A 20,329-nucleotide genomic window follows, 5' to 3' on the forward strand; every position below is an offset into this window, starting at 1 on the left:
CCGTGAAGAGACTCAAGGACAATCCGGGGCGTTTGAGATCACAATCAGGCTAGCGCGCGGACACCTCTAACCGGAAATCCGGGGTACCCAAGGCACTAGGTGCGCGGCGGGGTATCCGTAGGATCAATGTCGGCGTCGAGCGCATCCCACATCACGCGACCGGAGTCCTGTGACGTCTCCAAATCCTCCTGCAGGCGCTCCTGGCGCACGGCCGGGGTTTCGTACTTAGCGGTTCGCGGTTTATCCACGCCCGGGTTGCTGGCCACCATGACCGCGCCAAACAGTGCGAGCGCAGCGCCCACGATTGCGAGAACCGGCCCAGCAGAAGACGCATCGGCGGCGAGCACTACCGCCCAGTCAGAAATGGTCGTCGAATCCACCGAGGTGTCATTCGTTCCACCGTGCAGCAGCTCCTGGGCGCGCTCAACTTCGGGACCTGCTGTCAGCAACGAAACAGGGCGCCACGCGGCACCTGCTGCCGCCAGTGCAGTGACGATCGCCACGATTCGTCGTGCTGTCCGGCGCAAGGCTAGCGCAGCCACGCTGCCAGCCAGAATCACGACCGTCAGGGCGATAAGTTCGAGTGACCACAGCGAACCTGATAAGTCCATCACGCTCGACCCAGCTTTATCGTCCTCAACTGCGGCCGTAACCCACGTCATACGAGAGGACAACCACAACACAATCGCGCCCACAAACATGAGGATGGGCCCCATTCGTTTAGCCATTCGTGGACTCCTTCACGCTGTCGGATGTGCTGCCGTTCGTGCAATCACCCGTGCTGTCGAACTTCGTGGATTCAGCGAAAAGGTCGTGGGCGTCGAAGCACGTACGGTCTCCCGTATGGCAGGCGCCGCCTGCTTGGCGAACGGTGAGCAAGATAGTGTCGCCATCGCAATCGAGACGGGCACCAATGACCTCTTGGGTATGGCCTGAAGTCAGGCCCTTGACCCAGTACTCCTGGCGAGAACGTGAATAGTAGGTTCCCCGGCGCGTTGCCAGCGTGTAGGCCAGAGCATGGTCATCCATCCACGCCATCATGAGGACTTCGCCACGCTCTGACTGCACAATGGCCGGCACCAGCCCAGCCTCATTGCGCTTCAGCTGCTGAGCTATCTCTGCGGCGAGTTCATAGTCTTCGACTCTAACTTCGCCGCTGCTACGCGGAGAGCTGCCAGTGGAATCCTGTGCGGCATTCATTGTCGCACCTCATAACCGGCATCTGCGAGTTCCTGCTTGACCGCAGAAATCTCGACTTCACCAAAGTGGAAAATACTGGCGGCCAAGACGGCATTAGCTCCGGCAGCAACAGCTGGAGGAAAATGCTCAGCCTTACCCGCACCGCCAGAGGCAATGACGGGAACAGAAACCGCCGCGCGGACGGCCTCGAGGAGTTCAATGTCGAAGCCTTCCTTCGTTCCGTCACCATCCATCGAGTTGAGCAAGATTTCACCCACACCGAGTTCTTCACCGCGGCGTGCCCATTCCACGGCATCCAAACCCGCTGGTTTAGTACCGCCGTGAGTTGTGACCTCAAAACCACTCGGATAGTCCGGGGCACGGCGGGCATCGACGGAGAGCACGATGCACTGTGAGCCGAAGACATCGGCAAGCTCACGCAACAACTCGGGGCGGGCAATCGCCGAGGAATTCACGGAAACCTTATCTGCGCCCGCCCGCAGTAGTTGGCGCACATCCTCCACAGAGCGCACGCCACCGCCCACGGTCAATGGGATAAAGACTTGGTCCGCGGTGCGGCGTACAACATCGAGCATGGTGCCACGCCCATCCTTGGACGCGGAAACGTCCAAGAACGTGAGTTCATCCGCGCCAAGCTGGTCATAGCGGGCAGCCAGCTCAACTGGGTCACCGGCATCACGCAGGTTGGCAAAATTGACGCCTTTGACCACGCGGCCATTGTCAACGTCAAGGCACGGGATCACGCGCACGGCAAGCGCCATGGTGAAAGTCCTCCTAGGGAGATGAGATAGTAATGGGCAATCTGGTTTAAGGTCTTAAGGCTTAGGATCTAAAAGCCCTAAGGCACTGTGCGAAGTATCAGCGCTGGCCCCGCGGGTTGCGGGCAATCGCGTCCAAAATGGTGGCATGGACCTGCGGGGTACCGCCGACAAAGCCCTTCGAGGTAGCGGTCCACTCGTTTCCATCGGGATCACTGACACGTCCACCGGCAGCCTTAATCATGAGCGCACCGGCAGCGTTATCCCACGGGTGCGGGGAAAAATTCACGGCACCATCGAACACGCCCTGTGCCACGAAGGCATTGTCCAGACCGACTGATCCTGTCATGCGTGGCCGCAAACCTGTTTCGCGGAGGTCATTGAACAAATCGATGGGAAGGTGCGAGGAGCAGCCGACGTGACCACGCGCCTCATCGAAGCCTTGGGCACCTTCTCCCCCGCCGAACCCGGTGGCCGGTCCTCCACTAGAACGCAACGGCATGCCCTCAGCAGCAACAACGCGGCGCTCTAGCAGCGGGAAATCCGCCACGGCAACTACTGGCTTTGCCTCATGCAGTAGTGACACCAGAACTCCGCAGCAGGGATTACCAGCGGAATAATTAGCGGTGCCGTCCACTGGGTCCACCACCCACACAGTGTCCTCCAAGGCACCGCCAGACTCCTCCCCGAAGACGGGAATGCCGGTGAGCTGACTCAAAGTCACACGCAAGTGCTCCTCGATACGCAGGTCAATTTCGGTAGCGAAATCGCCTTCACCTTTGAAGCGGGCTGGCTCAGCACCCAGGCCAGCGCGGAAAAGGTCAGTGACTTGATCCACCGCAGCCTCAGCAAAAGCAACGAGCTCGCGAGGATCCGAGGAAGAAAGTCCTCTCATCGGGGCCATGTACTTTAGTCCTCCTCGATAGGGTCGATGTACTCCTCTGCCGGAAGCGGGGTGACTTCAGCAACGGCTGCGAGTGCGTCGCTCAGCGTAAAACGCTCCTCATACAGAGCCTTACCGATGATGGCGGAATCGATTCCCTCGTTCTCATACAGGGCCAACTCACGCAGATCATCCAAGGTGGAGATTCCACCCGACGCGGTCACTGCCGCATCGGTGGCTGCAGCTACCTCACGCAACAATTCAATGTTCGGGCCCTTAAGCGTGCCGTCCTTGGACACATCAGTGACCACGAAACGGGTGCAGCCAGCAGCATCGAGGCGCTCGAGTACCTCCCAGAGATCTCCGCCGTCGGACACCCAGCCATGTCCGCGCGTACGCCATTCACCATCAACGAGCCGTACTGCTAAGTCAACAGCAATGCGGTCACCGTGCTCCGCAAGTACCTTGGCAATCCAATCCGGTTGCTCCAGCGCTGCAGTACCGATATTGACGCGACGTGCGCCGGTAGCCAAGGCACGGGCGAGGGATTCATCATCCCGAATACCACCGGTGAGCTCCACTTCAAGGTCCACGCTCGAGGTGATTTCCGCGAGCAATTCATGGTTGGAACCACGGCCAAAAGCAGCGTCAAGGTCCACAGCATGCAACCACTGTGCGCCTTGGGCCTGCCACTTGAGGGCGGCCTCACGCGGGGAGCCATAGGACTTTTCGGTTCCGGCTTCCCCTTGGTCCAAGCGCACAGCCTGACCATCAACAACGTCAACCGCGGGCAACAGTGTAAAGCTCATGGTGCGTAGTCTACCTTTCAGGCGAGCGCTTTAAAGCGTTCCAACCCAGTTCTTTAGCAGCTGCGAGCCGACGTCTCCGGACTTCTCTGGGTGGAACTGCGTAGCCCATAACGCGCCATTGTCCACGGCAGACACAAAACGGTCGCCGCCGTACTCCGTCCAGGCAACCTTGGGCGGCTCAGTAATTTCGGTCTCCAGCTCCCAGCTGCGAGCAGCATAGGAGTGGACGAAGTAGAAGCGATCCCCGGCATCGATGTTCTCAAACATGCGGCTACCTTGGGGCATCTCGACGGTATTCCACCCCATGTGAGGAAGCACGTCTGCCTGGAGCTTTCCGACGTCCCCCGGCCACTCACCGCAGCCTTCCGTATAGACGCCGTGCTCAGTACCGGATTCAAAAAGCACCTGCATGCCCACGCAAATACCCAGAACTGGGCGGCCACCAGCAAGACGCTGGCCGATAATGCGCGGACCCTGGGCTGCGCGCAAACCCTCCATGCAGGCAGCGAAGGCACCGACGCCGGGGACCAGTAGGCCGTCAGCCTCGACGGCGAGTGCGGGGTCCGCAGTCACAGTAACGTGAGCACCGACGCGCTCTAGGGCGCGAACAGCGGAGCGCAGGTTACCCGCACCATAATCCAAGATGGCAACGTTACGAGAGCTCATCGTGGTTCCTTTCCAGGCCTCCTCGGCCGCCTAATCATGCGAAGTCGAGTTTGAATGTCGTTGATTTCGCTCACGCGGGTCTTGCCCAAAGCACTGTCCGCCAACGTCATGAGCAGACCCACCGCAATGATGGCCGAGCCCACGGCGAAGGCACCATCGTAGCCGGACATCGCTACAACTGCTCCAAGAGCGGTGGAGCCGAGACCGGTGCCGCCGTCGTAGAAGATGTTCCACACCGCCGAACCTTCGGAGAGGCGCTCACGCGGCAGGCGATCAAACATTGACAGCAAAGCTTCGTTTTGGACGATGCCGAATCCAGCTCCGTACACCATCGTTCCGAAGACCAGCAACCAAATGGACCATTCCTGCCACAACACTGCGGCAATTAGGCCGACACCGAAGACAGAACAGATCTGCGCCGGAATCATGAGCGTGCCAGGCTTGCCCGCACGGTCAGCGACCACTCCAGCCACGTAGCGGAAGACCATCGCTGCGCCACCAATCACGGACAGCATGAAACCACCGAGCACGGCGCCGCGTTCCGGATCGAGTTCACGTACGGCCGGGGAGATAAAGTTCGACGCCACACCGTAGCTCACAGAGAAACTCGTCAGCGCCAAGGCAGGGACGAGGACGAGCTTCCACATGGGAGCGCGCGGAGTCGTATCCGAGGGATCTGGGCTTCCCACGGGTGCGGCCTTAATCTTCGGCACCAAAATACACGTGCAGAAGCCCAGCAAGCCCAACCCAGCCGCCAACAGGTAAACAAGGTTGTAGTTATATGCGGCAGCGACCGCGAGGCCCACCGGCAAGAAGGCCATTTGAGCTGCGCCGATAAAAAGGCCGAAGATACCCGTTGCCTTACCCAGCAGACGCCGCGGCGTGATCTCAGCGATGAGCGCGTTCTCCGCCACGGTCAGAGCACCGAAACCTACGCCACGCAGGGCAGAAAAGCCCAGGGCGATGAGGGCGGCGTCACCAAGCATATGGCCCAGCGCGGGAACACCCAGCAACAGCGCCGAGGAGGCCATAATGGGCCGGTATCCAAAGACGCGCAGCAACATCGGCGTGATCATCTGGGTCAGCACAGTCGCCAACATGAAGACACCGGTGGTCGCTCCAGCCAGTGTCGCCGACCCACCAGCATCAAGAACCGCCAACGGCACAACCGGCAGCAAGACCGACCACGCACCGAACGCGGAGACCACCGCGATCATGGTCTCTTTAAAGCCGGCGACCTTCCACACACTCGTCGGGGTCGCTTCAGTCACTTCGCCGCCACCCCTGCCGAAAAGATGTCCAGCAGCCACGCCAGCGCAGCGGCCACGGTGATGGCCGCCAGCACACCGGCCACGACGGTCAACAGCTTCGAGTCATTCTGGTACGCCGACCATGCGCCGCCGAGCAGCACACCAGCAACGAGGAAAAGAATAAGAACGATGATGTTCATAGTGTCTTAGAGGGCTCCCTTCGTCGATGGGATACCGCTTACGCGCGGATCACGTTCAGTGGCCTGGCGCAGCGCACGGGCCACGGCCTTGTACTCCGCTTCCGTGATGTGGTGAGGGTCGCGGCCATAGCGCACGTTGACGTGCAGCGTCGTTGCCGAATGGGTAGCGAAGGTTTCGAAGAAATGGCGGTTAATCACCGTGGCATAGTGGCCACCGATAATCTGCCACTCAAGGTTCTCGGGTTCGCCATTCATGACGAAGTACGGGCGGCCCGAAATGTCCACGACGGCCTCCACCAAAGTCTCATCCATAGGCAGCAACTGGGAGCCAAAACGGCGAATACCAGTCTTGTCCCCCAGTGCCTCCAAGAACGCACGGCCCATGACGATGGCGGTGTCTTCGACGGTGTGGTGTGCGTCGATGTCGATATCGCCCTCAGCACGGACAGTGAGGTCGAAGGAGCTATGAGTACTCACTGCGGTGAGCATATGATCAAAGAATGGCAGACCAGTGGAAATATCTGCCTGTCCTGTGCCGTCGAGATTGATTTCTACGGAGATCCTCGTCTCCCCCGTGGCGCGCTCGGCGCGGCCAATACGGTCACCGTTGTCCTGGCGCGCAGTTACGTCGGCACTCATATTCTCACGTTCCTCCTTCTTCACGTCGTGTTCATGGTGTTATTTCTTGACCATCTCTACTGTATCCGCCAGGTCCGCTGCCGCAGAAAGGAAGGCATCATTTTCCTGCGGCAGACCAATTGTGGCGCGCAGTAGTCCCGGAACTCCGTTGTCACGGATAAGAACATCGCGGCCGAGGAAGCCTTGCCACACCGCATGTTGGTCCGCAAAGCGTCCAAAGGACACAAAGTTCGATTCGCTGGGAACGACGTAGTACCCCAGCTCCTCGAGTCGATTAACCACGCGCTCACGTTCGGCCGACAGCTTCGCCACCGTGCTCAAGGTTTCTTCCTTGTGCTCGATGGCCACAATGGCCGCAATTTGAGACAGCACCGAGAGGTGATACGGCAAACGCACCAGCATGACGGCCTCAACGAAGGCGGGGTCCGCCACGAAATACCCCAAACGGCCACCGGCGAAATCGAAGGCCTTCGACATGGTGCGTGAGACCACGAGCTTGGTGGGATACTTCTCCAGCAGCGTGGTGGCTGATGGAGACGCTGAAAACTCCATGTACGCCTCATCCACGATGACGATGCCCGGCGCGGCCTGAATGATCTTCTCTACCAGCTCAATCGGGGTGACATCACCGGTGGGATTGTTCGGGGTGGTGATGAAGATGACGTCGGGCTGGTGCTTTTCGACGTCCCTCAGCGCCGCCTCTTCATCAATCCGGAAATCCTCATCACGTGGGGAGGAGATGAATTCCGTCTGCGTACCGGCGCAGAGGATGGGGTGCATGGAATAGCTTGGGGTAAAGCCCAGTGCGCTGCGCCCGGGCCCACCGAAGGCCTGTAGAAGCTGCTGCAAAACTTCGTTCGATCCATTGGCTGCCCACAGGTTATCCACGCTCACGGCCACGCCGGTCTGCTCAGAAATATAGTCAGCCAAGGCAGTGCGCAGCTCCACAGCATCGCGCTCGGGGTAACGGTTGAGCTGCGCCGCATGCTTCTCGACGGCCCTCACCATATCCTGTACCAGCGCCTCCGACAGCGGGTACGGGTTCTCGTTGGTGTTGAGCTGGTTCGTGACCGTCAGCTGTGGGGCGCCATAGGCGCTGGAACCGCGCAGTTCCTCTCGGAGAGGAAGATCCTTCAACTCAGCCATAGTGCGGCCTCCTTGGTTCTTGGTTCTCGGTTGTCGGTTGTCGGTTGTCGGTTGTCGGTTCTCGCTGCCTCTTTTATGCCTGTGGGTCCTCGAAACGAGCGGCAATCGCCTCGCCATGGGCCGGCAGAGCCTCTGCGGTAGCGAAGGCGATGACATTATCGGCTACTTCTTCCAAGGCAGCGCGGTCATACTCCACGAGATTGACTGGGCGCAAGAAGGTATGCGTCGACAGACCCGCACTGAAACGTGCCGTGCCAGAAGTCGGCAAAACGTGGTTGGAGCCCGCTGTGTAATCGCCCAACGGCACCGGCGAATAATCACCAATGAAGATGGCACCGGCATGGCGGATGCGCTCAGCCACCTCGCGGGCCCTCGCGGTGTGAATCTCTAGGTGCTCAGCGGCGTAAGCATTTGCCACTGCAATGCTGGACTCGAGGTCACTGACCAGCACGATGCCGGACTGCTCACCGCGCAGCGCCTCCGCGGCGCGTTCTGCGTTGGCCGTCGAGGTGTAGCGCTGGTCAACTTCCGCATTGACCGCCTTCGCTAGGTCCTCGGAGTCCGTGATGAGTACGGAGGCTGCCATGGGGTCGTGCTCCGCCTGGGAGATGAGGTCATAGGCCACAAATACTGGATTGGCGGTGTCATCCGCCACAATGGCAATCTCGGTTGGCCCCGCCTCGGCATCGATACCAACAACGCCGTGAACTGCGCGCTTAGCCGCCGCCACGAAGACGTTTCCGGGTCCAGTAATAATGTCAACCGGCTCGAGTGCTTCTTCGCCGGTGGAGGGTTCATCGTCGCCGTATGCCAGCAAAGCAATAGCCTGGCCACCACCGACTGCCCATACTTCCTCGATGCCAAGCATGTGGCAGGTGGCCAACACCGTCGGGTGCGGCAGCCCGCCGAATTCCTTTTGCGGCGGCGAGGCCACCACCATGGCCTGAGCACCCGCTTCCTGCGCCGGAACGGCATTCATAATGACGGAGGAAGGGTACACCGCCTTGCCACCAGGCACGTACAGGCCCACGCGTTCGATCGGCTGGAAAACTTCGGTCACCGTAGCGCCCGGCGCCAACGTCGTGGTGTGGGAGGAAGGCTTCTGGTCAGCATGGACCGCCCGTACGCGGGCAATGGATTCCTCGATCGCCGCGCGGACCTGGGGCTCGAGCTCATCTGCGGCTTTCTGGAGTGCCTCAACACCTACACGTACTACTGCTGGACGTACGCCATCAAAGCGCTCGCCAAAGTCGAGGGCTGCTGCCGCACCACCCTTGCGCACTGCCTCCACCATAGGGACAACGGTGTCCATGACTGACGATACGTCCGTCCCGCCACGTGGCAGTACTCGGCGCAAGCGGGAGGTCCTGAGTTTTTCTCCGCGCAGGTCAATGGTTCGTAGCATGGCAAGGCCCCTTTAATAATATTTATAATATGCAGCGGTTTCTATACCTTCCCATTACTATACCTGCGCCAAAAAGCCAGCGAGTCCCAAGGTGCAGGTTATAGAATGTGTCACTAATAACACATTGAGGCACCACCACCACTGGTGAAGAGAGGCGGCGAGATGAGCAACGACGCCGACGAGCACGACGGCCAAGCCCACTCCGAGCTACTCACGCGCGTAGAAAAGCTCGCGCATTGTGAAGAGCTGGACTGCATCCGCGTTCATGCCGACGAACTCCTCTTCCCCCATTCACCACTGGGTGAAACCCGCGCCTACATGGACACCGCAGGCGAGCCTATCCTGCGCCTCTACACTACCCACAACGGCGTCCTGGACTTCGGTGAGATTCCGGAGCTCAGCGAGTTTGTCAACGACTGGAACCATGACTGCCTCTCACCTCATTTGGTGCTCAACTACTCCTCCCCCACTGAGGTTGAGGTGTGGGGTCATTCCTTTCTCGTTGTTCATCAGGAACCCACCACAGCACAGCTCGCAGCATCCATCCTGCCTGCCCTGTTCAACGCCGGAGCCTGTCTCGAAGAGCTTGCCTCCCGTTTCCCAGCGCTCATGTTGCCACGTCCACCGGCACCAGACGAGCCGTCGGAACTTGATGGCGCTGTGTCCACCGTTGACATTGCCCGCTTGGAGGAGCTCTTGCCCTCGCTGGGAATCACGCGCTTCCAAGCGGATTCCTCCGACGCACTTTACGCGTGGATTAACGATGTCCTCTTTGCCTTCGCCATCGATTCCGGCCCCAGCCTCATCATCAAAGGTCATTGGGACCCCAACTTGCCAGGCAGCGAGTTTTCTAAAATTTTCCTCATCTGCAATGACTGGAACCGCACCAATCACTCCGCCTCCGCGTTCTGTCACTCCAACGTCGATGGGCTCCAAGTTCGCGTGGACTATGCGGTGATGACGGGAGCAGGGCTTTCCGACGCCCAACTGGTCACCGCCCTAGGCCGCGGCATTAAGCACGTCCTCCATGGCATCGACGACATTTCGCACGATGCCGTGGGCTCCTCCCCCGTTGTCTGGCCCTAGTCAGCGTCTTCCGGCAGTGCACCAAGACCGGGATCAGGATTGATAAAAACCGCCGACCAGTAGGCAAACATAGCCATGAATGGTGCCACCAACCATCCAATGGCCGGGGTGAATTTAGGAACAAACTCGACGAACTCGCCAGGATTTTCCGGAACCGAGGTCGCCGTGGCACCGCCACAGACATAAAAGGCCGCTGCACCAGCGAGGCAGACCACGCCGGACCACACCAGTACGCCGACTCCGCGGTAGCGCTCACCCCGCAGATAGGCCACCGTTCCCATCACCACGCCTAGTATTCCGGTGATGATAACGAAAGTAATAAAGGACAAGAACTGGACGTTGGCACCGTTGCTCAGCGCATAGCCACCACCTTCTACTCGGTGGCCTTCCAATGTTGGCCGCCATAGACCCCACAGCGCGCCCGAAGCACTGAAGATGAGGAGCGCCAACGCGAGCAACCCCGCGCCAAAGCCGATGGCGCGGGGTATGCGAAAGCTATGTGCACGTAGTGCAGTCACGAGCTGTTTTAGTTGCAGAAGGTCCAGTTACCATTCTCGCGCTTGAAGCGCATGGTGGAGCTGTCCAAGCCCTTGCTGGTGTTAACGTTCACGGTTGCGGAGGCGGAGTCGCCGTCAACAACAACGTCGTTGATGGACTCAACGCCGGTCTGGGTCCAGTCGAAGCCCTCCATCTGAGAGGTATCAGCACCGGAAGCAGCCATCATGTCCTTGAGCTGGTTCATCGGAACGTCCGGAATCTGGTTGTAGTCAAGCTCGCTCAGGCCAGAGTTCGGGTCATTACGCACGGCTTCACAGGTGTGATCCGGCAGGTACTTCACGAAGCTACGCATGGTCTGCTGGTCATACATACCGCGAACCAGGCCGTTGATGCCATCGATGTCTTCCTGGCTAGCTGCCTGCCCCTGGATGGGCTCTACCTTCGGCATGCTCTGGAAGGGATCAACACCGTTCTCGAACGGGTTGGCCAGAGTCTGGTCAGCGCCTTCCTCAGCCGGGGCTTTCTCGCCCTCCGGCTTCGGGTCCTGGCCTTCACCTTCCTTCTTGTCCTTCTCCTCGCCTTCCTTCTTCTCAGCGTCCTTATCCTCAGAGGTCTCACCCTCCTTGGCCTTGGTCGTGGTGGTGGTCTTTACAGCGGAGGATGCAGCGTCAGCAACTTCTTCGCCTTTGTCGCCACATGCAGTCAGGGTCAACGGTGCAACCAGTGCGACTGCGATGAGGGACTTCTTAGCGGGGGTCAGAAAAGACAAGGGATAACTCCTAATTTCCAATAATGAGAGCGACAGATTGCACGCTCGTGTGCAGTTCACATAACCCTAACAAGCAGTGGTTGAAGAATTCATGACCTAAACCTTGAAGGTTCCTGTGAACCTCACTACTCTTTTTTACTCACAAGAGCCACATTAAGACCACGAGATCCGTACAGTAGTCTTTTGTGCACCTTTCTCGCGACGCTATTGTTTCCACGGCCCTCGAGCTCCTCACGAGCTACGGGCTGGCTGATGTCACCATGCGGCGCGTCGCTACCACCCTCGGTGTGGCTCCCGGCGCATTGTACTGGCACGTAGCCAACAAGCAGGCTTTGATTGCCGCCATGGCTACCGAAATCATCTCGCCGGTATCCGGGGAGACCCCCGCCGAGTTGGCCAGTTCCCTCCACCGCGAGCTCAGCCGCTGGCGCGACGGCGCAGAAGTAGCCATCGCCGGTGCCGCGTTCCCCGAGTCCACAACCCGCGCAGACCTCGAGGAGCTCTTCGCTGCAGCGTTGGAGCGAGAGGTACCGGAGGGGGCGTCGGAAAGCATCGGCGTTGCCGCCCGCACCTTGATCCATTACGTCCTCGGTGCCACCTTCCTCGAACAATCCCAAGCCCAATTGGGAGGCCTGTCTGCAGAGGCACACACTGACGACGCCTCCATCCGCGCCACAGAACTCGTGGTCGCCGGATTACGTGCGCTCTAAGCTCATCTGCTCCGATAGTTTTAGCTCAGCCACATTCCCCAGAATTGGCTAAGCTGAACCCCATGACTGACACCCGTGCCGAAGCACCCCATTCCCGCCAAGTGTGGCCTGGTTCCCCGTCCCCTCTCGGTTCCACCTTCGATGGAGCCGGAACCAACTTCGCCATCTTTTCCGAAGCCGCTGAGAAAATCGAACTTTGCCTCATAGATCAAGACAACAACGAAGAGCGCATCGAACTCACCGAAGTCACTGCGCACGTGTGGCATGCCTACCTCCCCAACGTCTCCCCCGGCCAGCGCTATGGCTACCGCGTCCATGGTCCCTACGACCCCAAGCAGGGCTTGCGCTGTGACCCCTCCAAGCTGCTTGTTGATCCCTACGCCCGAGCATTCGACGGAGACTTCGACGGGGACGCCTCACTGTATTCCTATGACATCCACGCCGAAGAACCCGGCACCGGCCGCAACGAGGAAGACTCGCTGGGCCACACCATGCTCTCAGTTGTCATCAACCCGTTCTTCGAGTGGCACGGCGACAACCGCCCCCACACCCCGGATAACGAAACCATCATTTACGAAGCCCACGTTAAGGGCATGACGATGACCCACCCGGAGGTCCCCGAAGAACTCCGCGGCACCTATGCCGGCATGGCGCACCCGGCCATCATCAATTACTTCAAGGACCTTGGCGTAACGGCAGTGGAACTACTGCCGGTCCACCAGTTCCTCCAGGATGATCGCCTACGTCAGCTGGACCTGCGCAACTACTGGGGCTACAACACCTTTGGTTTCTTTGCCCCGCATGCAGATTATGCCTACGCCAAGAAGCCCGGCGAGGTCGTTGCCGAGTTCAAGGCCATGGTTCGCGCCTTCCACGAAGCCGGCATCGAGGTCATCCTCGACGTGGTGTACAACCACACCGCTGAAGGCAACCATATGGGCCCCACCATCGCTTTCCGCGGCATTGACAACCATGCGTACTACCGCTTGGTGGATGACAATCCCGAGCACTACATGGACTACACCGGCACCGGTAACTCCCTGAACGTGCGCCACCCGCATTCGCTGCAGCTCATCATGGATTCCCTGCGCTACTGGGTGACGGAAATGCGTGTCGATGGTTTCCGCTTCGACTTGGCTTCCACTCTGGCGCGTGAACTGGATGACGTCGATAAGCTCGCCACCTTCTTTGATTTGGTCCAGCAGGATCCAGTGGTCTCCAAGGTCAAGCTCATTGCCGAGCCGTGGGACGTAGGGCACAACGGTTACCAGGTCGGTAACTTCCCACCGATCTGGAGCGAATGGAACGGCAAGTACCGCGACACCGTCCGTGACTTCTGGCGCGGTGAGCCAGCCACCATGGGTGAGTTCGCCTCTCGCTTGACTGGCTCCTCTGACCTGTACGCCAACAATGGCCGCCGCCCCACCGCGTCTATCAACTTCATCACCGCGCACGATGGCTTCACGCTGCGTGACTTGGTGACGTACAACGAAAAGCACAACGACGCTAACGGTGAAGACAACCGTGATGGCGAGTCCCACAACCGTTCGTGGAACCACGGTGTGGAGGGCCCGACTGACGACGAAGAAGTTAAGAAGCTTCGCCGCCGCCAAGTCCGTAACTTCCTCACCACTCTCCTGCTGTCTCAGGGCACCCCGATGCTCTGCCATGGTGACGAGCTGGGCCGCACACAGGGCGGCAACAACAACGTCTATTGCCAGGACAACGAGATTTCCTGGATTGATTGGTCCATGCTGAATGAGGAAAAGAACGCCGCCATGCACGGCTTCACCAAGCGCCTCATCAACATCCGCCGCAACCACCCAGTATTCCGCCGGCAGCGCTTCCTGGCTGGTGGCCCCTTCGGTTCTGATGTCAAAGACCGCGATATCGCGTGGCTGGTGCCTTCTGGCAAGCTCATGACTCCAGAGGACTGGGACTTTGAATTCGGTAAGGCCCTCATGGTCTACCTCAACGGCAATGCGATTACGGAAACCACTGCCCGTGGTGAGCGTATTACGGATGATTCCTTCATCATGATCTTCAATGCCCACCACGAGGACATCGAGTTCACTCTTCCCACCAAGGACTTGGGTGCTAGCTGGCGCCTCATCGTGGATACGTCCGATTCCGGCGGTTACCCGGACGAGGAGAAGATTATTGACGCTGCCGGAACCATCGTGGTTCAGCCGCGTACGACGCTTATCCTGCGCCAGACCGAACCACCTGTGTTCGATGATGCCGACGAGGCAACAGAGGCAGCTGACGCTTCCGAATCGAACGAGAACTAGACTGGCTTCTCATCCCCAGTCTGCAACGATGCCCTGAAAGGAATCCGTGTCCTATACCGCCCACGGTGCCGTCGTCGACGTCACCGCCGATGCCCTGATTCTTCACCGCTCCCAGCTTGCAGCTTCCCTAGGCGCTCCAGCCCACGAGGAAATCCCGCTGGCTGGAGCCACGGGTGTGGAGAGCTCGGCACCGACGGCAACGAGTTTCGGACAGGTCATCGTGCGTGGCGAAGGCGATACCGAACTCACTATGATTCGTATCGCCCCCGGCCAGGACGCGGAAGCACTAGCTTCCGCAGTAGAGGCTGTTCTGCGCGGCGAGGCACCAGCCGCCAGCGCAGGTGTCAAGGGGCTGAATTTCACCGCTGTTGACGTGGAAACAGCCAACGATAACTGGGGTTCCGTGTGCCAGATTGGTGCGGTCCGTTTCCGCGATGGTGAAGAAACCGAATCCCGCACGTGGCTGTGTACCCCTCCGCCCGGTTTGGAGCACTTCGACGAGGTGAACGTCAGCATTCACGGAATTACTGCGGATGACGTTGCCGATGCTTCTCCCTTCGCGGACGCCGCTGCGGAGCTCTTCGAATTCCTCGGCACGGACACACTTGTTGCCCACAATGCACAGTTCGACTCAACTGCGCTACGCACGGGCCTGCGCACGGCCAACGCTCCTGTTCCGGATGTTCGCCTCGCGTGTTCTTTAGCCTTGGCACGCGACGCCTCCCGCGCCGGCGTTATCGATGTGGCCAACCACAAGCTCCCCACCGTGGCGTCCTTCGTCGGTGCGGACGACTTCCAGCACCACGAAGCCACCGCCGATGCCCGCGCGGCTGGCGTCATCATCACCGGTCTCGCCCGACGTTTCGGACACTCGGGATCCATCGAGGACCTTTTCACCACCCGCGAGTTTGCTTTGGGCAGCTTGAGCGAAGAATCCGTCATTCCGGTGTTGCGCGCTAACACCGCACCACTATCCGCTGCGGATCTGGGTGCCGGCACAGATTTCCGTGATAACACCCGCATGGCCGGCACCGAAACGAGCTCGAAGAAAAAGAGCTCCGGCTCCCAGGACCGTCGCGGCCCAGCGCCCTGGCAATCAGTCGCTACCCCAGACACGGTTCCGGACCCTAACCCCGACGCTGACCCTGAGGGCGCACTCTTTAACCAACACGTCACCCTCACCGGTGACTTTGAGCCTTTCGATAAAGGCCTGTTGTGGTCCAAGATTGCTGAGCGCGGCGGCCAAGTGGGCAAGAACGTGACCAAGAAAACCACCATCCTGGTCGTGGGACAGTGGGCTACGAAGACCTCCAAGGAAAAGCGCGCCGAAGAGTTACAAGCCAAGGGCCAGGACATCGCGATTTGGCCGGTGGACAAGCTTCTCTCCGAACTCCAGCTCGACGAGGCACCACCGTTCTAAAGGCACAACCGGCTCGGCGTCTTGTCTAGCTCGCGCAAATTTCCCAGAAAAGCTGGGAACCAACGGGCATGCGACACAGTCCAATAAGGGCAAGAAATTCTTAAGCTCTACTCTTACTGGAGAACGCCATGACCGTTGTAGCGCCTTCTGCCCTCGATGTTGACCGCCTTTTGCCATCTCTGTGCCCGAGCAACGAGCTCAGCGGCGTGAAACTCTGTGATGACGGATTTGGTGACTCCCCTGCCAGCATCCAGCTTTCCCGCACGCTGTCCATGACGTTGACTCATGGCGATGGTTCTTCTGTCAAACGCGTCAGTCAGCGTGCGCTCGACGATATGGGGCTCACGGTTCGCCAGGCATGGGACGCCTCATCGCTCAACCTGCAGCGCAGGGCCCTGACGGACCAGGGGTTGCGCTTCTTTACTCGCCCTGCCGAACACAGCCTGCCCGGTGCTGAGGGCAGCGTGGAGGTTCGTGCGCACCGCTGCTCTATCTCCGCATGGTTGGCGCACCCCCAAACGTTCGTCATTGTGGATAATCACCTTCGCCGTCTGACCCAAGCTCAGCGCATCACGTACCTCGTTCCCGACGCACACACGCTATTCGCTTTGACTGATACTCCTGACAGCACAGCAACCGCGTTAGCCGGCCGCGCTAGCGAACTGCGCCCACGCCATCGCCCCATACTGAGCCTGCGCCCACTAGTATTGGCTAACGGCTTTCCTTTGGAGGTATAGAACAACCTCCTTTTCCCCTCACTGCCGTGACCGAAAGGAGTCGTGTTCATAGCGATGCCCGAATCCCCAATGTCTCGCCTGAGCAATCAATACCACTCCTGGGTTCACGCACACCCCACTGCGGCACAAGACTTCCTCGATGCCATCGAGGACTTGCTAAACGACGCCGGCATTATCTTCGACCGCGTGGCTACCCGTGTCAAACAGTGGCCCTCCCTCAAGGCCAAGGCGAAGAAACGTCGTGAGAATGGCGAGCTTATGTACCCCGCACCGTGGGAAGACATCCACGATGTTCTCGGCGTGCGCATCAACGTCTTCCACTCCACCATCATCCCGGAGACTATTGAGGTTTTGGGAGAAACCTTCACGGTTGTGCGCTCGGTGGACAAAGCCGCGGAGACCCGCATTTCCGGCGGTTTCGGCTACGGCTCCCACCATCTCGTTCTCACGGTCACTGAAGATAGCGCTGCTGCCCTCGAAGAGCTAGAGCCTTATATGGGATGGACCTTCGAGGTACAGATCCGCACTGTCCTGCAGCATGCGTGGGCGGAATTTGAGCACGATATTCGCTATAAGCAGGGGCCGAACCCACCTTCCCCGCAGGTCGATCGCCTCTTTACGCTAGCCGCCGGTCTCATTGAACTGGCTGACCAGCAATTCGATGAAATCGCAGCGCTCAAGGCCCCGAGCACGGAAACCGATGAGGACATTGAGCTCACCGCGGAGACCCTACCGGGCGTGCTTGCCATCATTCTGGGTAGCCGCTTCCCACGCTCACGCTCGGAGCACTACCGCTTTTTGGCGGAGCTACTAGAGAGCAATGGCATCAACCGTTTGAGCCAGCTCAAACAGCTCTTGGATGATGATGACATCGCCCACGTGCACGACGCTATGCGCTACCGCTTCCGCCCCGGGCAGGTCAGGCTTATCGACGATTTGTTGCTCAACAAGTTCGGTTCCCAGCACATCAACGCTACCTCTGCTGCTGGTGACCGCCCGGACCGCAAGCGCCGCTTGATCGCGCGGCTCAAGGCCCTGAAGAACGTCTCCTCGAACTAGCAAACCCGAGACAACGAGGGAAAGCTAGCCGCGATTCCTCCTCAAAAACTTATCCATCTGCCGGCGCTCCTTCTTCGTGGGACGGCCGGTGCCCCGGGCGCGGACGGGGACGGAGGGGAGAAATTCCTTCGGCGGGGGCGGCGAGGCGTGGTCGATGTAGCAGGTACGTGCCACGGGAGCGCCCACACGCTTCGATACGGTGGCAAGGACCTCGAGGTCATGCTCGTGGTGGTTTCGCCACACGCGTACGCGGTCGCCGGGGACAACCTGCTGTGCGGGCTTGGTGGCGTTGCCGTTGAGTTTGACGTGCCCGGCGCGCACTGCGGTGGCGGCTTCCGAGCGGGTCTTGAACATGCGGACGGACCAGACCCAGGCATCGATACGTACTGGGCGCCCGTCGGGCTGGTTGACCATAGGGCTTTTTAAAGGTTGTGGTTTTCGTTGACGATCTTCTGGATCTTTACCCAGTTGTAGACGCCACCGACCACGGCGACGACGAGGCCAATGGCCATGAAGGTCCAGAAACCAGTAAGCGCCCAGCCCAGCAGGATGCCGCCACCGATGCCACCCACGACGGCAATAGCGCCGTTGCGAGCGTGCGTGCGTACAGCCTGCTTCCGCTTTTCAATGGGGTTATTGGGGCGTCGCTGCATAGTCATGCTGCCAATTCTACAAGGCAACCATGCCGTGCGAGGAACTACGAGCGCGCTAGTGCGAAAGCTCTACCCAGGCGGTGCCGGCTTCCTTTGGAGCAACCTCACCTTGGGTCAAGGCGGCCAGCGTGGCCGCGAGTTCTTCTTCGCCACCGGGGGCGACGGACACGGTAAAAGTCACTGCTTGGCCGTAGGCAGTATCGACAAGGTCCACGCCGCGGTTGCGCAGGTCCGCCTCCAAGCGGCCAGCATCGGCATGGGAGACCTCCAGCGTGTAGAGCTCACGCATAGCGCGGGTGGCGCGCTCGACGTGCTCCATCGTCTCACTCACAGCGCCGCCATAAGCGTGGACCAAACCGCCCGCGCCCAGCTTGATTCCACCGAAGTAGCGCACCACTACCGCGCAAATGTCCAGCATCCCGGACCCTTTGAGAACGTCCAGCATGGGTTTGCCCGCGGTGCCGGAAGGCTCACCATCGTCAGAGGAGCGTTCCACTGGGTTCGCGGCATCGACGTGGTAGATGTACGCCGAGCAGTGGTGACGAGCATCCGGGAAGCGCTCCCTGGCAGCATCAATGAATGCGCGTGCTTCCTCTTCATTAGTCACGCGGCCGATGAAGGTAATGAAGCGGGAGCGCTTAATCTCAATCTCGTGCTCGTAGAGCTCGCCGGCAACGGGGCGCTGATAACTTTCCAGCATTATGCGACGAGGAAGTCGTACTCAGGAGTGCCAGGCTTGAGCTGCTTGCATTGCAGCTTGGAGTCTGCCAATCTGCGCAACAAACCATCAATACCGGAGGCGGCTCCCAACTCAATACCCACGAGTGCCGCACCGGTTTCGCGGTTATTGCGCTTGAGGTACTCGAACAGCGTGATGTCATCCTCTGGCCCCAACACGTCTTGGAGGAAGTGGCGTAGCTGTCCCGGCTCCTGCGGGAAGTTCACCAGGAAGTAGTGCTTGAGGCCGCGATGCACGAGTGAGCGCTCCATGATTTCGGCGTAGCGCAACACATCGTTATTGCCGCCGGAAATCACACAGACGACAGTCGAGCCCGGCTGCAGCTTCAGGGAGCGTAGACCGGTCACACTCAACGCACCGGCTGGCTCCGCAATAATGCCTTCGTTCTGGTACAACGCGAGCTGCTCGGTGCACACCGCGCCTTCGGATACAATATCCCAGTGCAAACGGCCCTGGTTGGCCTCCAAAATCTTGAAGGGAACCTCACCGATTCGTTTCACCGCAGCGCCATCGACGAAGGGGTCCACGGTCTCCAGCGTCACCGGCTCACCAGCCTCGAATGCAGCGCTTAGCGACGCCGCCCCAGCCGGTTCAATCCCCACCACCGCAGTGCGGGGAGCCATGTCTGCAAGGTAGGACGTGATACCGGAGATGAGTCCTCCTCCGCCCACTGGAACCACCACGGTGTCGAGGGCCTTGCCCAACGAGGACAGCTGCGCCACAATCTCGGCGGCCACGGTGCCTTGACCGATGACAGTATCGCGGGCGTCAAAAGGCTCGATGAAGAATGCTCCACGCTCAGCGGCATCCGCATGTGCAGCAGCCGCCGCCTCATCAAAATTGGCTCCAGTGACGACGAGCTCCACGAAGTCCCCGCCGTGAACGAGGATGCGGTCACGCTTCTGCTTCGGTGTGGGCTCCGGGACATAAATCTTGCCCTGGATGCCCTTGGTCCGGCAGGCGTAGGCGACGCCTTGGGCGTGATTGCCTGCCGATGCCGTCACGATGCCCTGTGCGCGCTGCTCCTCACCCAGGTTGGACATTCCATAGATAGCGCCGCGGATTTTGTACGAGCGCACGTCCTGGAGGTCTTCGCGCTTGAGATAGACCTCGTAGCCGGTCTCCTGGGACAAGCGTGGGCAGTATTGCAGTGGGGTCGGAGCAATCTCCGAGCTAATCCGAGATTGGGCCAACTGGATGTCAGAGGCGTGGACTGGCTCGAAGTCTTCCGGGGTACGTGTCATGCTGGCTCATTCTACGCTCTGCAGGTTGCCCTGCATGCATTACCTAGCATTCGACCGATTCACCAAAGGTTTACCCAAATCTTCCCTTGCCGTTACGCTCTGTTCGCCGAATGGGGTCGGCGCTAAACGTACGGTGGTGCGGAATCTTTGTCGTCTCAACGCTAGGA

Annotated in this window: 22 protein-coding genes and 1 pseudogene; 6 read left to right on the plus strand and 17 right to left on the minus strand. The window is 59.7% G+C overall.

Annotated features, from left to right (window positions below; genetic code table 11):
- Nucleotides 1-95 precede the first annotated feature (95 nt).
- The 11 genes and pseudogenes from HMPREF2875_RS02250 to hisD form a co-directional block, all read right to left on the minus strand.
- Nucleotides 96-728 carry a TIGR02234 family membrane protein gene (locus HMPREF2875_RS02250; protein WP_070669877.1) on the minus strand — a complete coding sequence of 211 codons (633 nt, stop codon included), beginning with the start codon at nucleotides 726-728 and terminating at the stop codon, nucleotides 96-98.
- A gap of 70 nt (nucleotides 729-798) precedes the next feature.
- Nucleotides 799-1,200: pseudogene (gene hisI, locus HMPREF2875_RS13410) on the minus strand (phosphoribosyl-AMP cyclohydrolase); the annotation flags it as partial.
- Nucleotides 1,197-1,961 carry an imidazole glycerol phosphate synthase subunit HisF gene (gene hisF, locus HMPREF2875_RS02260; protein WP_070669878.1) on the minus strand — a complete coding sequence of 255 codons (765 nt, stop codon included), beginning with the start codon at nucleotides 1,959-1,961 and terminating at the stop codon, nucleotides 1,197-1,199. The pseudogene hisI and the gene hisF, both read right to left, overlap by 4 nt.
- 97 nt (nucleotides 1,962-2,058) lie before the next feature.
- Complete coding sequence (locus tag HMPREF2875_RS02265; RefSeq protein WP_070669879.1) at nucleotides 2,059-2,862, minus strand: inositol monophosphatase family protein; 804 nt, start codon at nucleotides 2,860-2,862, stop codon at nucleotides 2,059-2,061.
- Nucleotides 2,863-2,867: 5 nt separating this feature from the next.
- On the minus strand, nucleotides 2,868-3,650 hold the full coding sequence (gene priA, locus HMPREF2875_RS02270) for a bifunctional 1-(5-phosphoribosyl)-5-((5-phosphoribosylamino)methylideneamino)imidazole-4-carboxamide isomerase/phosphoribosylanthranilate isomerase PriA (protein WP_070669880.1): 783 nt from the start codon (nucleotides 3,648-3,650) through the stop codon (nucleotides 2,868-2,870).
- 30 nt (nucleotides 3,651-3,680) lie between these two features.
- On the minus strand, nucleotides 3,681-4,316 hold the full coding sequence (gene hisH, locus HMPREF2875_RS02275) for an imidazole glycerol phosphate synthase subunit HisH (RefSeq protein ID WP_070669881.1): 636 nt from the start codon (nucleotides 4,314-4,316) through the stop codon (nucleotides 3,681-3,683).
- A complete protein-coding gene (locus HMPREF2875_RS02280) occupies nucleotides 4,313-5,587 on the minus strand; it encodes an MFS transporter (protein ID WP_371327548.1) in 1,275 nt (424 codons plus the stop codon). Before HMPREF2875_RS02280 ends, hisH begins: the two co-directional genes overlap by 4 nt.
- Nucleotides 5,584-5,766 (minus strand): hypothetical protein, encoded by a 183-nt coding sequence (locus HMPREF2875_RS02285; protein ID WP_070669882.1) that lies wholly within the window; start codon nucleotides 5,764-5,766, stop codon nucleotides 5,584-5,586. Before HMPREF2875_RS02285 ends, HMPREF2875_RS02280 begins: the two co-directional genes overlap by 4 nt.
- Nucleotides 5,767-5,772: 6 nt before the next feature.
- Nucleotides 5,773-6,405: an imidazoleglycerol-phosphate dehydratase HisB gene (hisB, locus tag HMPREF2875_RS02290; protein WP_070669959.1), complete on the minus strand. Its 633-nt coding sequence runs from the start codon at nucleotides 6,403-6,405 to the stop codon at nucleotides 5,773-5,775.
- Between the two features lie 39 nt (nucleotides 6,406-6,444).
- Nucleotides 6,445-7,551, minus strand: coding sequence for a histidinol-phosphate transaminase (locus HMPREF2875_RS02295; protein WP_070669883.1), 1,107 nt, complete (start codon nucleotides 7,549-7,551; stop codon nucleotides 6,445-6,447).
- A gap of 73 nt (nucleotides 7,552-7,624) precedes the next feature.
- Complete coding sequence (gene hisD, locus HMPREF2875_RS02300; protein ID WP_070669884.1) at nucleotides 7,625-8,956, minus strand: histidinol dehydrogenase; 1,332 nt, start codon at nucleotides 8,954-8,956, stop codon at nucleotides 7,625-7,627.
- A gap of 162 nt (nucleotides 8,957-9,118) precedes the next feature.
- Between hisD and HMPREF2875_RS02305 the strand changes: the two genes are divergently transcribed.
- On the plus strand, nucleotides 9,119-10,042 hold the full coding sequence (locus HMPREF2875_RS02305; RefSeq protein WP_070669885.1) for a YbjN domain-containing protein: 924 nt from the start codon (nucleotides 9,119-9,121) through the stop codon (nucleotides 10,040-10,042).
- On the opposite strand, the gene HMPREF2875_RS02310 is transcribed toward HMPREF2875_RS02305, so the two are convergent.
- Nucleotides 10,039-10,560 carry a hypothetical protein gene (locus tag HMPREF2875_RS02310; protein WP_246817014.1) on the minus strand — a complete coding sequence of 174 codons (522 nt, stop codon included), beginning with the start codon at nucleotides 10,558-10,560 and terminating at the stop codon, nucleotides 10,039-10,041. The genes HMPREF2875_RS02305 and HMPREF2875_RS02310 overlap by 4 nt on opposite strands.
- Nucleotides 10,561-10,568: 8 nt before the next feature.
- The gene (locus HMPREF2875_RS02315) at nucleotides 10,569-11,309 is read right to left on the minus strand and encodes a hypothetical protein (RefSeq protein ID WP_083311824.1); all 741 of its coding nucleotides are present in this window, start codon (nucleotides 11,307-11,309) and stop codon (nucleotides 10,569-10,571) included.
- A gap of 185 nt (nucleotides 11,310-11,494) precedes the next feature.
- Here HMPREF2875_RS02315 and HMPREF2875_RS02320 point away from each other — a divergent pair, with 185 nt between their 5' ends.
- The 5 genes from HMPREF2875_RS02320 to HMPREF2875_RS02340 all read left to right on the plus strand — a co-directional run bounded on the left by HMPREF2875_RS02320 (nucleotide 11,495) and on the right by HMPREF2875_RS02340 (nucleotide 17,526).
- Nucleotides 11,495-12,019: a TetR family transcriptional regulator gene (locus tag HMPREF2875_RS02320; protein ID WP_070669887.1), complete on the plus strand. Its 525-nt coding sequence runs from the start codon at nucleotides 11,495-11,497 to the stop codon at nucleotides 12,017-12,019.
- Nucleotides 12,020-12,081: 62 nt separating this feature from the next.
- Nucleotides 12,082-14,310 (plus strand): glycogen debranching protein GlgX, encoded by a 2,229-nt coding sequence (gene glgX / locus HMPREF2875_RS02325; RefSeq protein WP_070669888.1) that lies wholly within the window; start codon nucleotides 12,082-12,084, stop codon nucleotides 14,308-14,310.
- A 46-nt stretch (nucleotides 14,311-14,356) separates the two neighbouring features.
- The gene (locus HMPREF2875_RS02330; protein WP_070669889.1) at nucleotides 14,357-15,730 is read left to right on the plus strand and encodes a 3'-5' exonuclease; all 1,374 of its coding nucleotides are present in this window, start codon (nucleotides 14,357-14,359) and stop codon (nucleotides 15,728-15,730) included.
- A 128-nt stretch (nucleotides 15,731-15,858) separates the two neighbouring features.
- On the plus strand, nucleotides 15,859-16,467 hold the full coding sequence (locus HMPREF2875_RS02335; protein ID WP_070669890.1) for a hypothetical protein: 609 nt from the start codon (nucleotides 15,859-15,861) through the stop codon (nucleotides 16,465-16,467).
- Nucleotides 16,468-16,521: 54 nt separating this feature from the next.
- Nucleotides 16,522-17,526: a GTP pyrophosphokinase gene (locus HMPREF2875_RS02340; RefSeq protein WP_070669891.1), complete on the plus strand. Its 1,005-nt coding sequence runs from the start codon at nucleotides 16,522-16,524 to the stop codon at nucleotides 17,524-17,526.
- Nucleotides 17,527-17,550: 24 nt separating this feature from the next.
- On the opposite strand, the gene HMPREF2875_RS02345 is transcribed toward HMPREF2875_RS02340, so the two are convergent.
- Genes HMPREF2875_RS02345 through ilvA form a run of 4 tightly spaced genes read right to left on the minus strand, consistent with a single transcriptional unit; the run spans nucleotide 17,551 to nucleotide 20,162 of the window.
- Nucleotides 17,551-17,940, minus strand: coding sequence for an RNA-binding S4 domain-containing protein (locus tag HMPREF2875_RS02345; RefSeq protein WP_070669892.1), 390 nt, complete (start codon nucleotides 17,938-17,940; stop codon nucleotides 17,551-17,553).
- Between the two features lie 8 nt (nucleotides 17,941-17,948).
- Entirely contained in the window at nucleotides 17,949-18,185 is a 237-nt protein-coding gene (locus tag HMPREF2875_RS02350; RefSeq protein ID WP_070669893.1) for a hypothetical protein, read from the minus strand.
- A gap of 49 nt (nucleotides 18,186-18,234) precedes the next feature.
- Complete coding sequence (locus HMPREF2875_RS02355) at nucleotides 18,235-18,879, minus strand: YigZ family protein (RefSeq protein WP_070669894.1); 645 nt, start codon at nucleotides 18,877-18,879, stop codon at nucleotides 18,235-18,237.
- Nucleotides 18,879-20,162 (minus strand): threonine ammonia-lyase IlvA, encoded by a 1,284-nt coding sequence (gene ilvA / locus HMPREF2875_RS02360; protein WP_070669895.1) that lies wholly within the window; start codon nucleotides 20,160-20,162, stop codon nucleotides 18,879-18,881. The genes HMPREF2875_RS02355 and ilvA overlap by 1 nt, the downstream gene beginning before the upstream one ends.
- Nucleotides 20,163-20,329 lie beyond the last annotated feature (167 nt).

Source organism: Corynebacterium sp. HMSC078H07, assembly GCF_001812805.1.
Lineage (GTDB): Bacteria > Actinomycetota > Actinomycetes > Mycobacteriales > Mycobacteriaceae > Corynebacterium.

Bases quoted from the DNA above. Each gene is read 5' to 3' on its own strand.
- HMPREF2875_RS02345 (WP_070669892.1), bottom strand. From the start codon at position 17,940: ATGGTCAACCAGCCCGACGGGCGCCCAGTACGTATCGATGCCTGGGTC.
- HMPREF2875_RS02350 (WP_070669893.1), bottom strand. From the start codon at position 18,185: ATGACTATGCAGCGACGCCCCAATAACCCCATTGAAAAGCGGAAGCAG.
- HMPREF2875_RS02285 (WP_070669882.1), bottom strand. From the start codon at position 5,766: ATGAACATCATCGTTCTTATTCTTTTCCTCGTTGCTGGTGTGCTGCTC.
- hisF (WP_070669878.1), bottom strand. From the start codon at position 1,961: ATGGCGCTTGCCGTGCGCGTGATCCCGTGCCTTGACGTTGACAATGGC.
- HMPREF2875_RS02335 (WP_070669890.1), top strand. From the start codon at position 15,859: ATGACCGTTGTAGCGCCTTCTGCCCTCGATGTTGACCGCCTTTTGCCA.
- glgX (WP_070669888.1), top strand. From the start codon at position 12,082: ATGACTGACACCCGTGCCGAAGCACCCCATTCCCGCCAAGTGTGGCCT.
- hisH (WP_070669881.1), bottom strand. From the start codon at position 4,316: ATGAGCTCTCGTAACGTTGCCATCTTGGATTATGGTGCGGGTAACCTG.
- ilvA (WP_070669895.1), bottom strand. From the start codon at position 20,162: ATGACACGTACCCCGGAAGACTTCGAGCCAGTCCACGCCTCTGACATC.
- HMPREF2875_RS02355 (WP_070669894.1), bottom strand. From the start codon at position 18,879: ATGCTGGAAAGTTATCAGCGCCCCGTTGCCGGCGAGCTCTACGAGCAC.
- HMPREF2875_RS02265 (WP_070669879.1), bottom strand. From the start codon at position 2,862: ATGGCCCCGATGAGAGGACTTTCTTCCTCGGATCCTCGCGAGCTCGTT.
- HMPREF2875_RS02305 (WP_070669885.1), top strand. From the start codon at position 9,119: ATGAGCAACGACGCCGACGAGCACGACGGCCAAGCCCACTCCGAGCTA.
- hisB (WP_070669959.1), bottom strand. From the start codon at position 6,405: ATGAGTGCCGACGTAACTGCGCGCCAGGACAACGGTGACCGTATTGGC.
- hisD (WP_070669884.1), bottom strand. From the start codon at position 8,956: ATGCTACGAACCATTGACCTGCGCGGAGAAAAACTCAGGACCTCCCGC.
- priA (WP_070669880.1), bottom strand. From the start codon at position 3,650: ATGAGCTTTACACTGTTGCCCGCGGTTGACGTTGTTGATGGTCAGGCT.
- HMPREF2875_RS02250 (WP_070669877.1), bottom strand. From the start codon at position 728: ATGGCTAAACGAATGGGGCCCATCCTCATGTTTGTGGGCGCGATTGTG.
- HMPREF2875_RS02295 (WP_070669883.1), bottom strand. From the start codon at position 7,551: ATGGCTGAGTTGAAGGATCTTCCTCTCCGAGAGGAACTGCGCGGTTCC.
- HMPREF2875_RS02340 (WP_070669891.1), top strand. From the start codon at position 16,522: ATGCCCGAATCCCCAATGTCTCGCCTGAGCAATCAATACCACTCCTGG.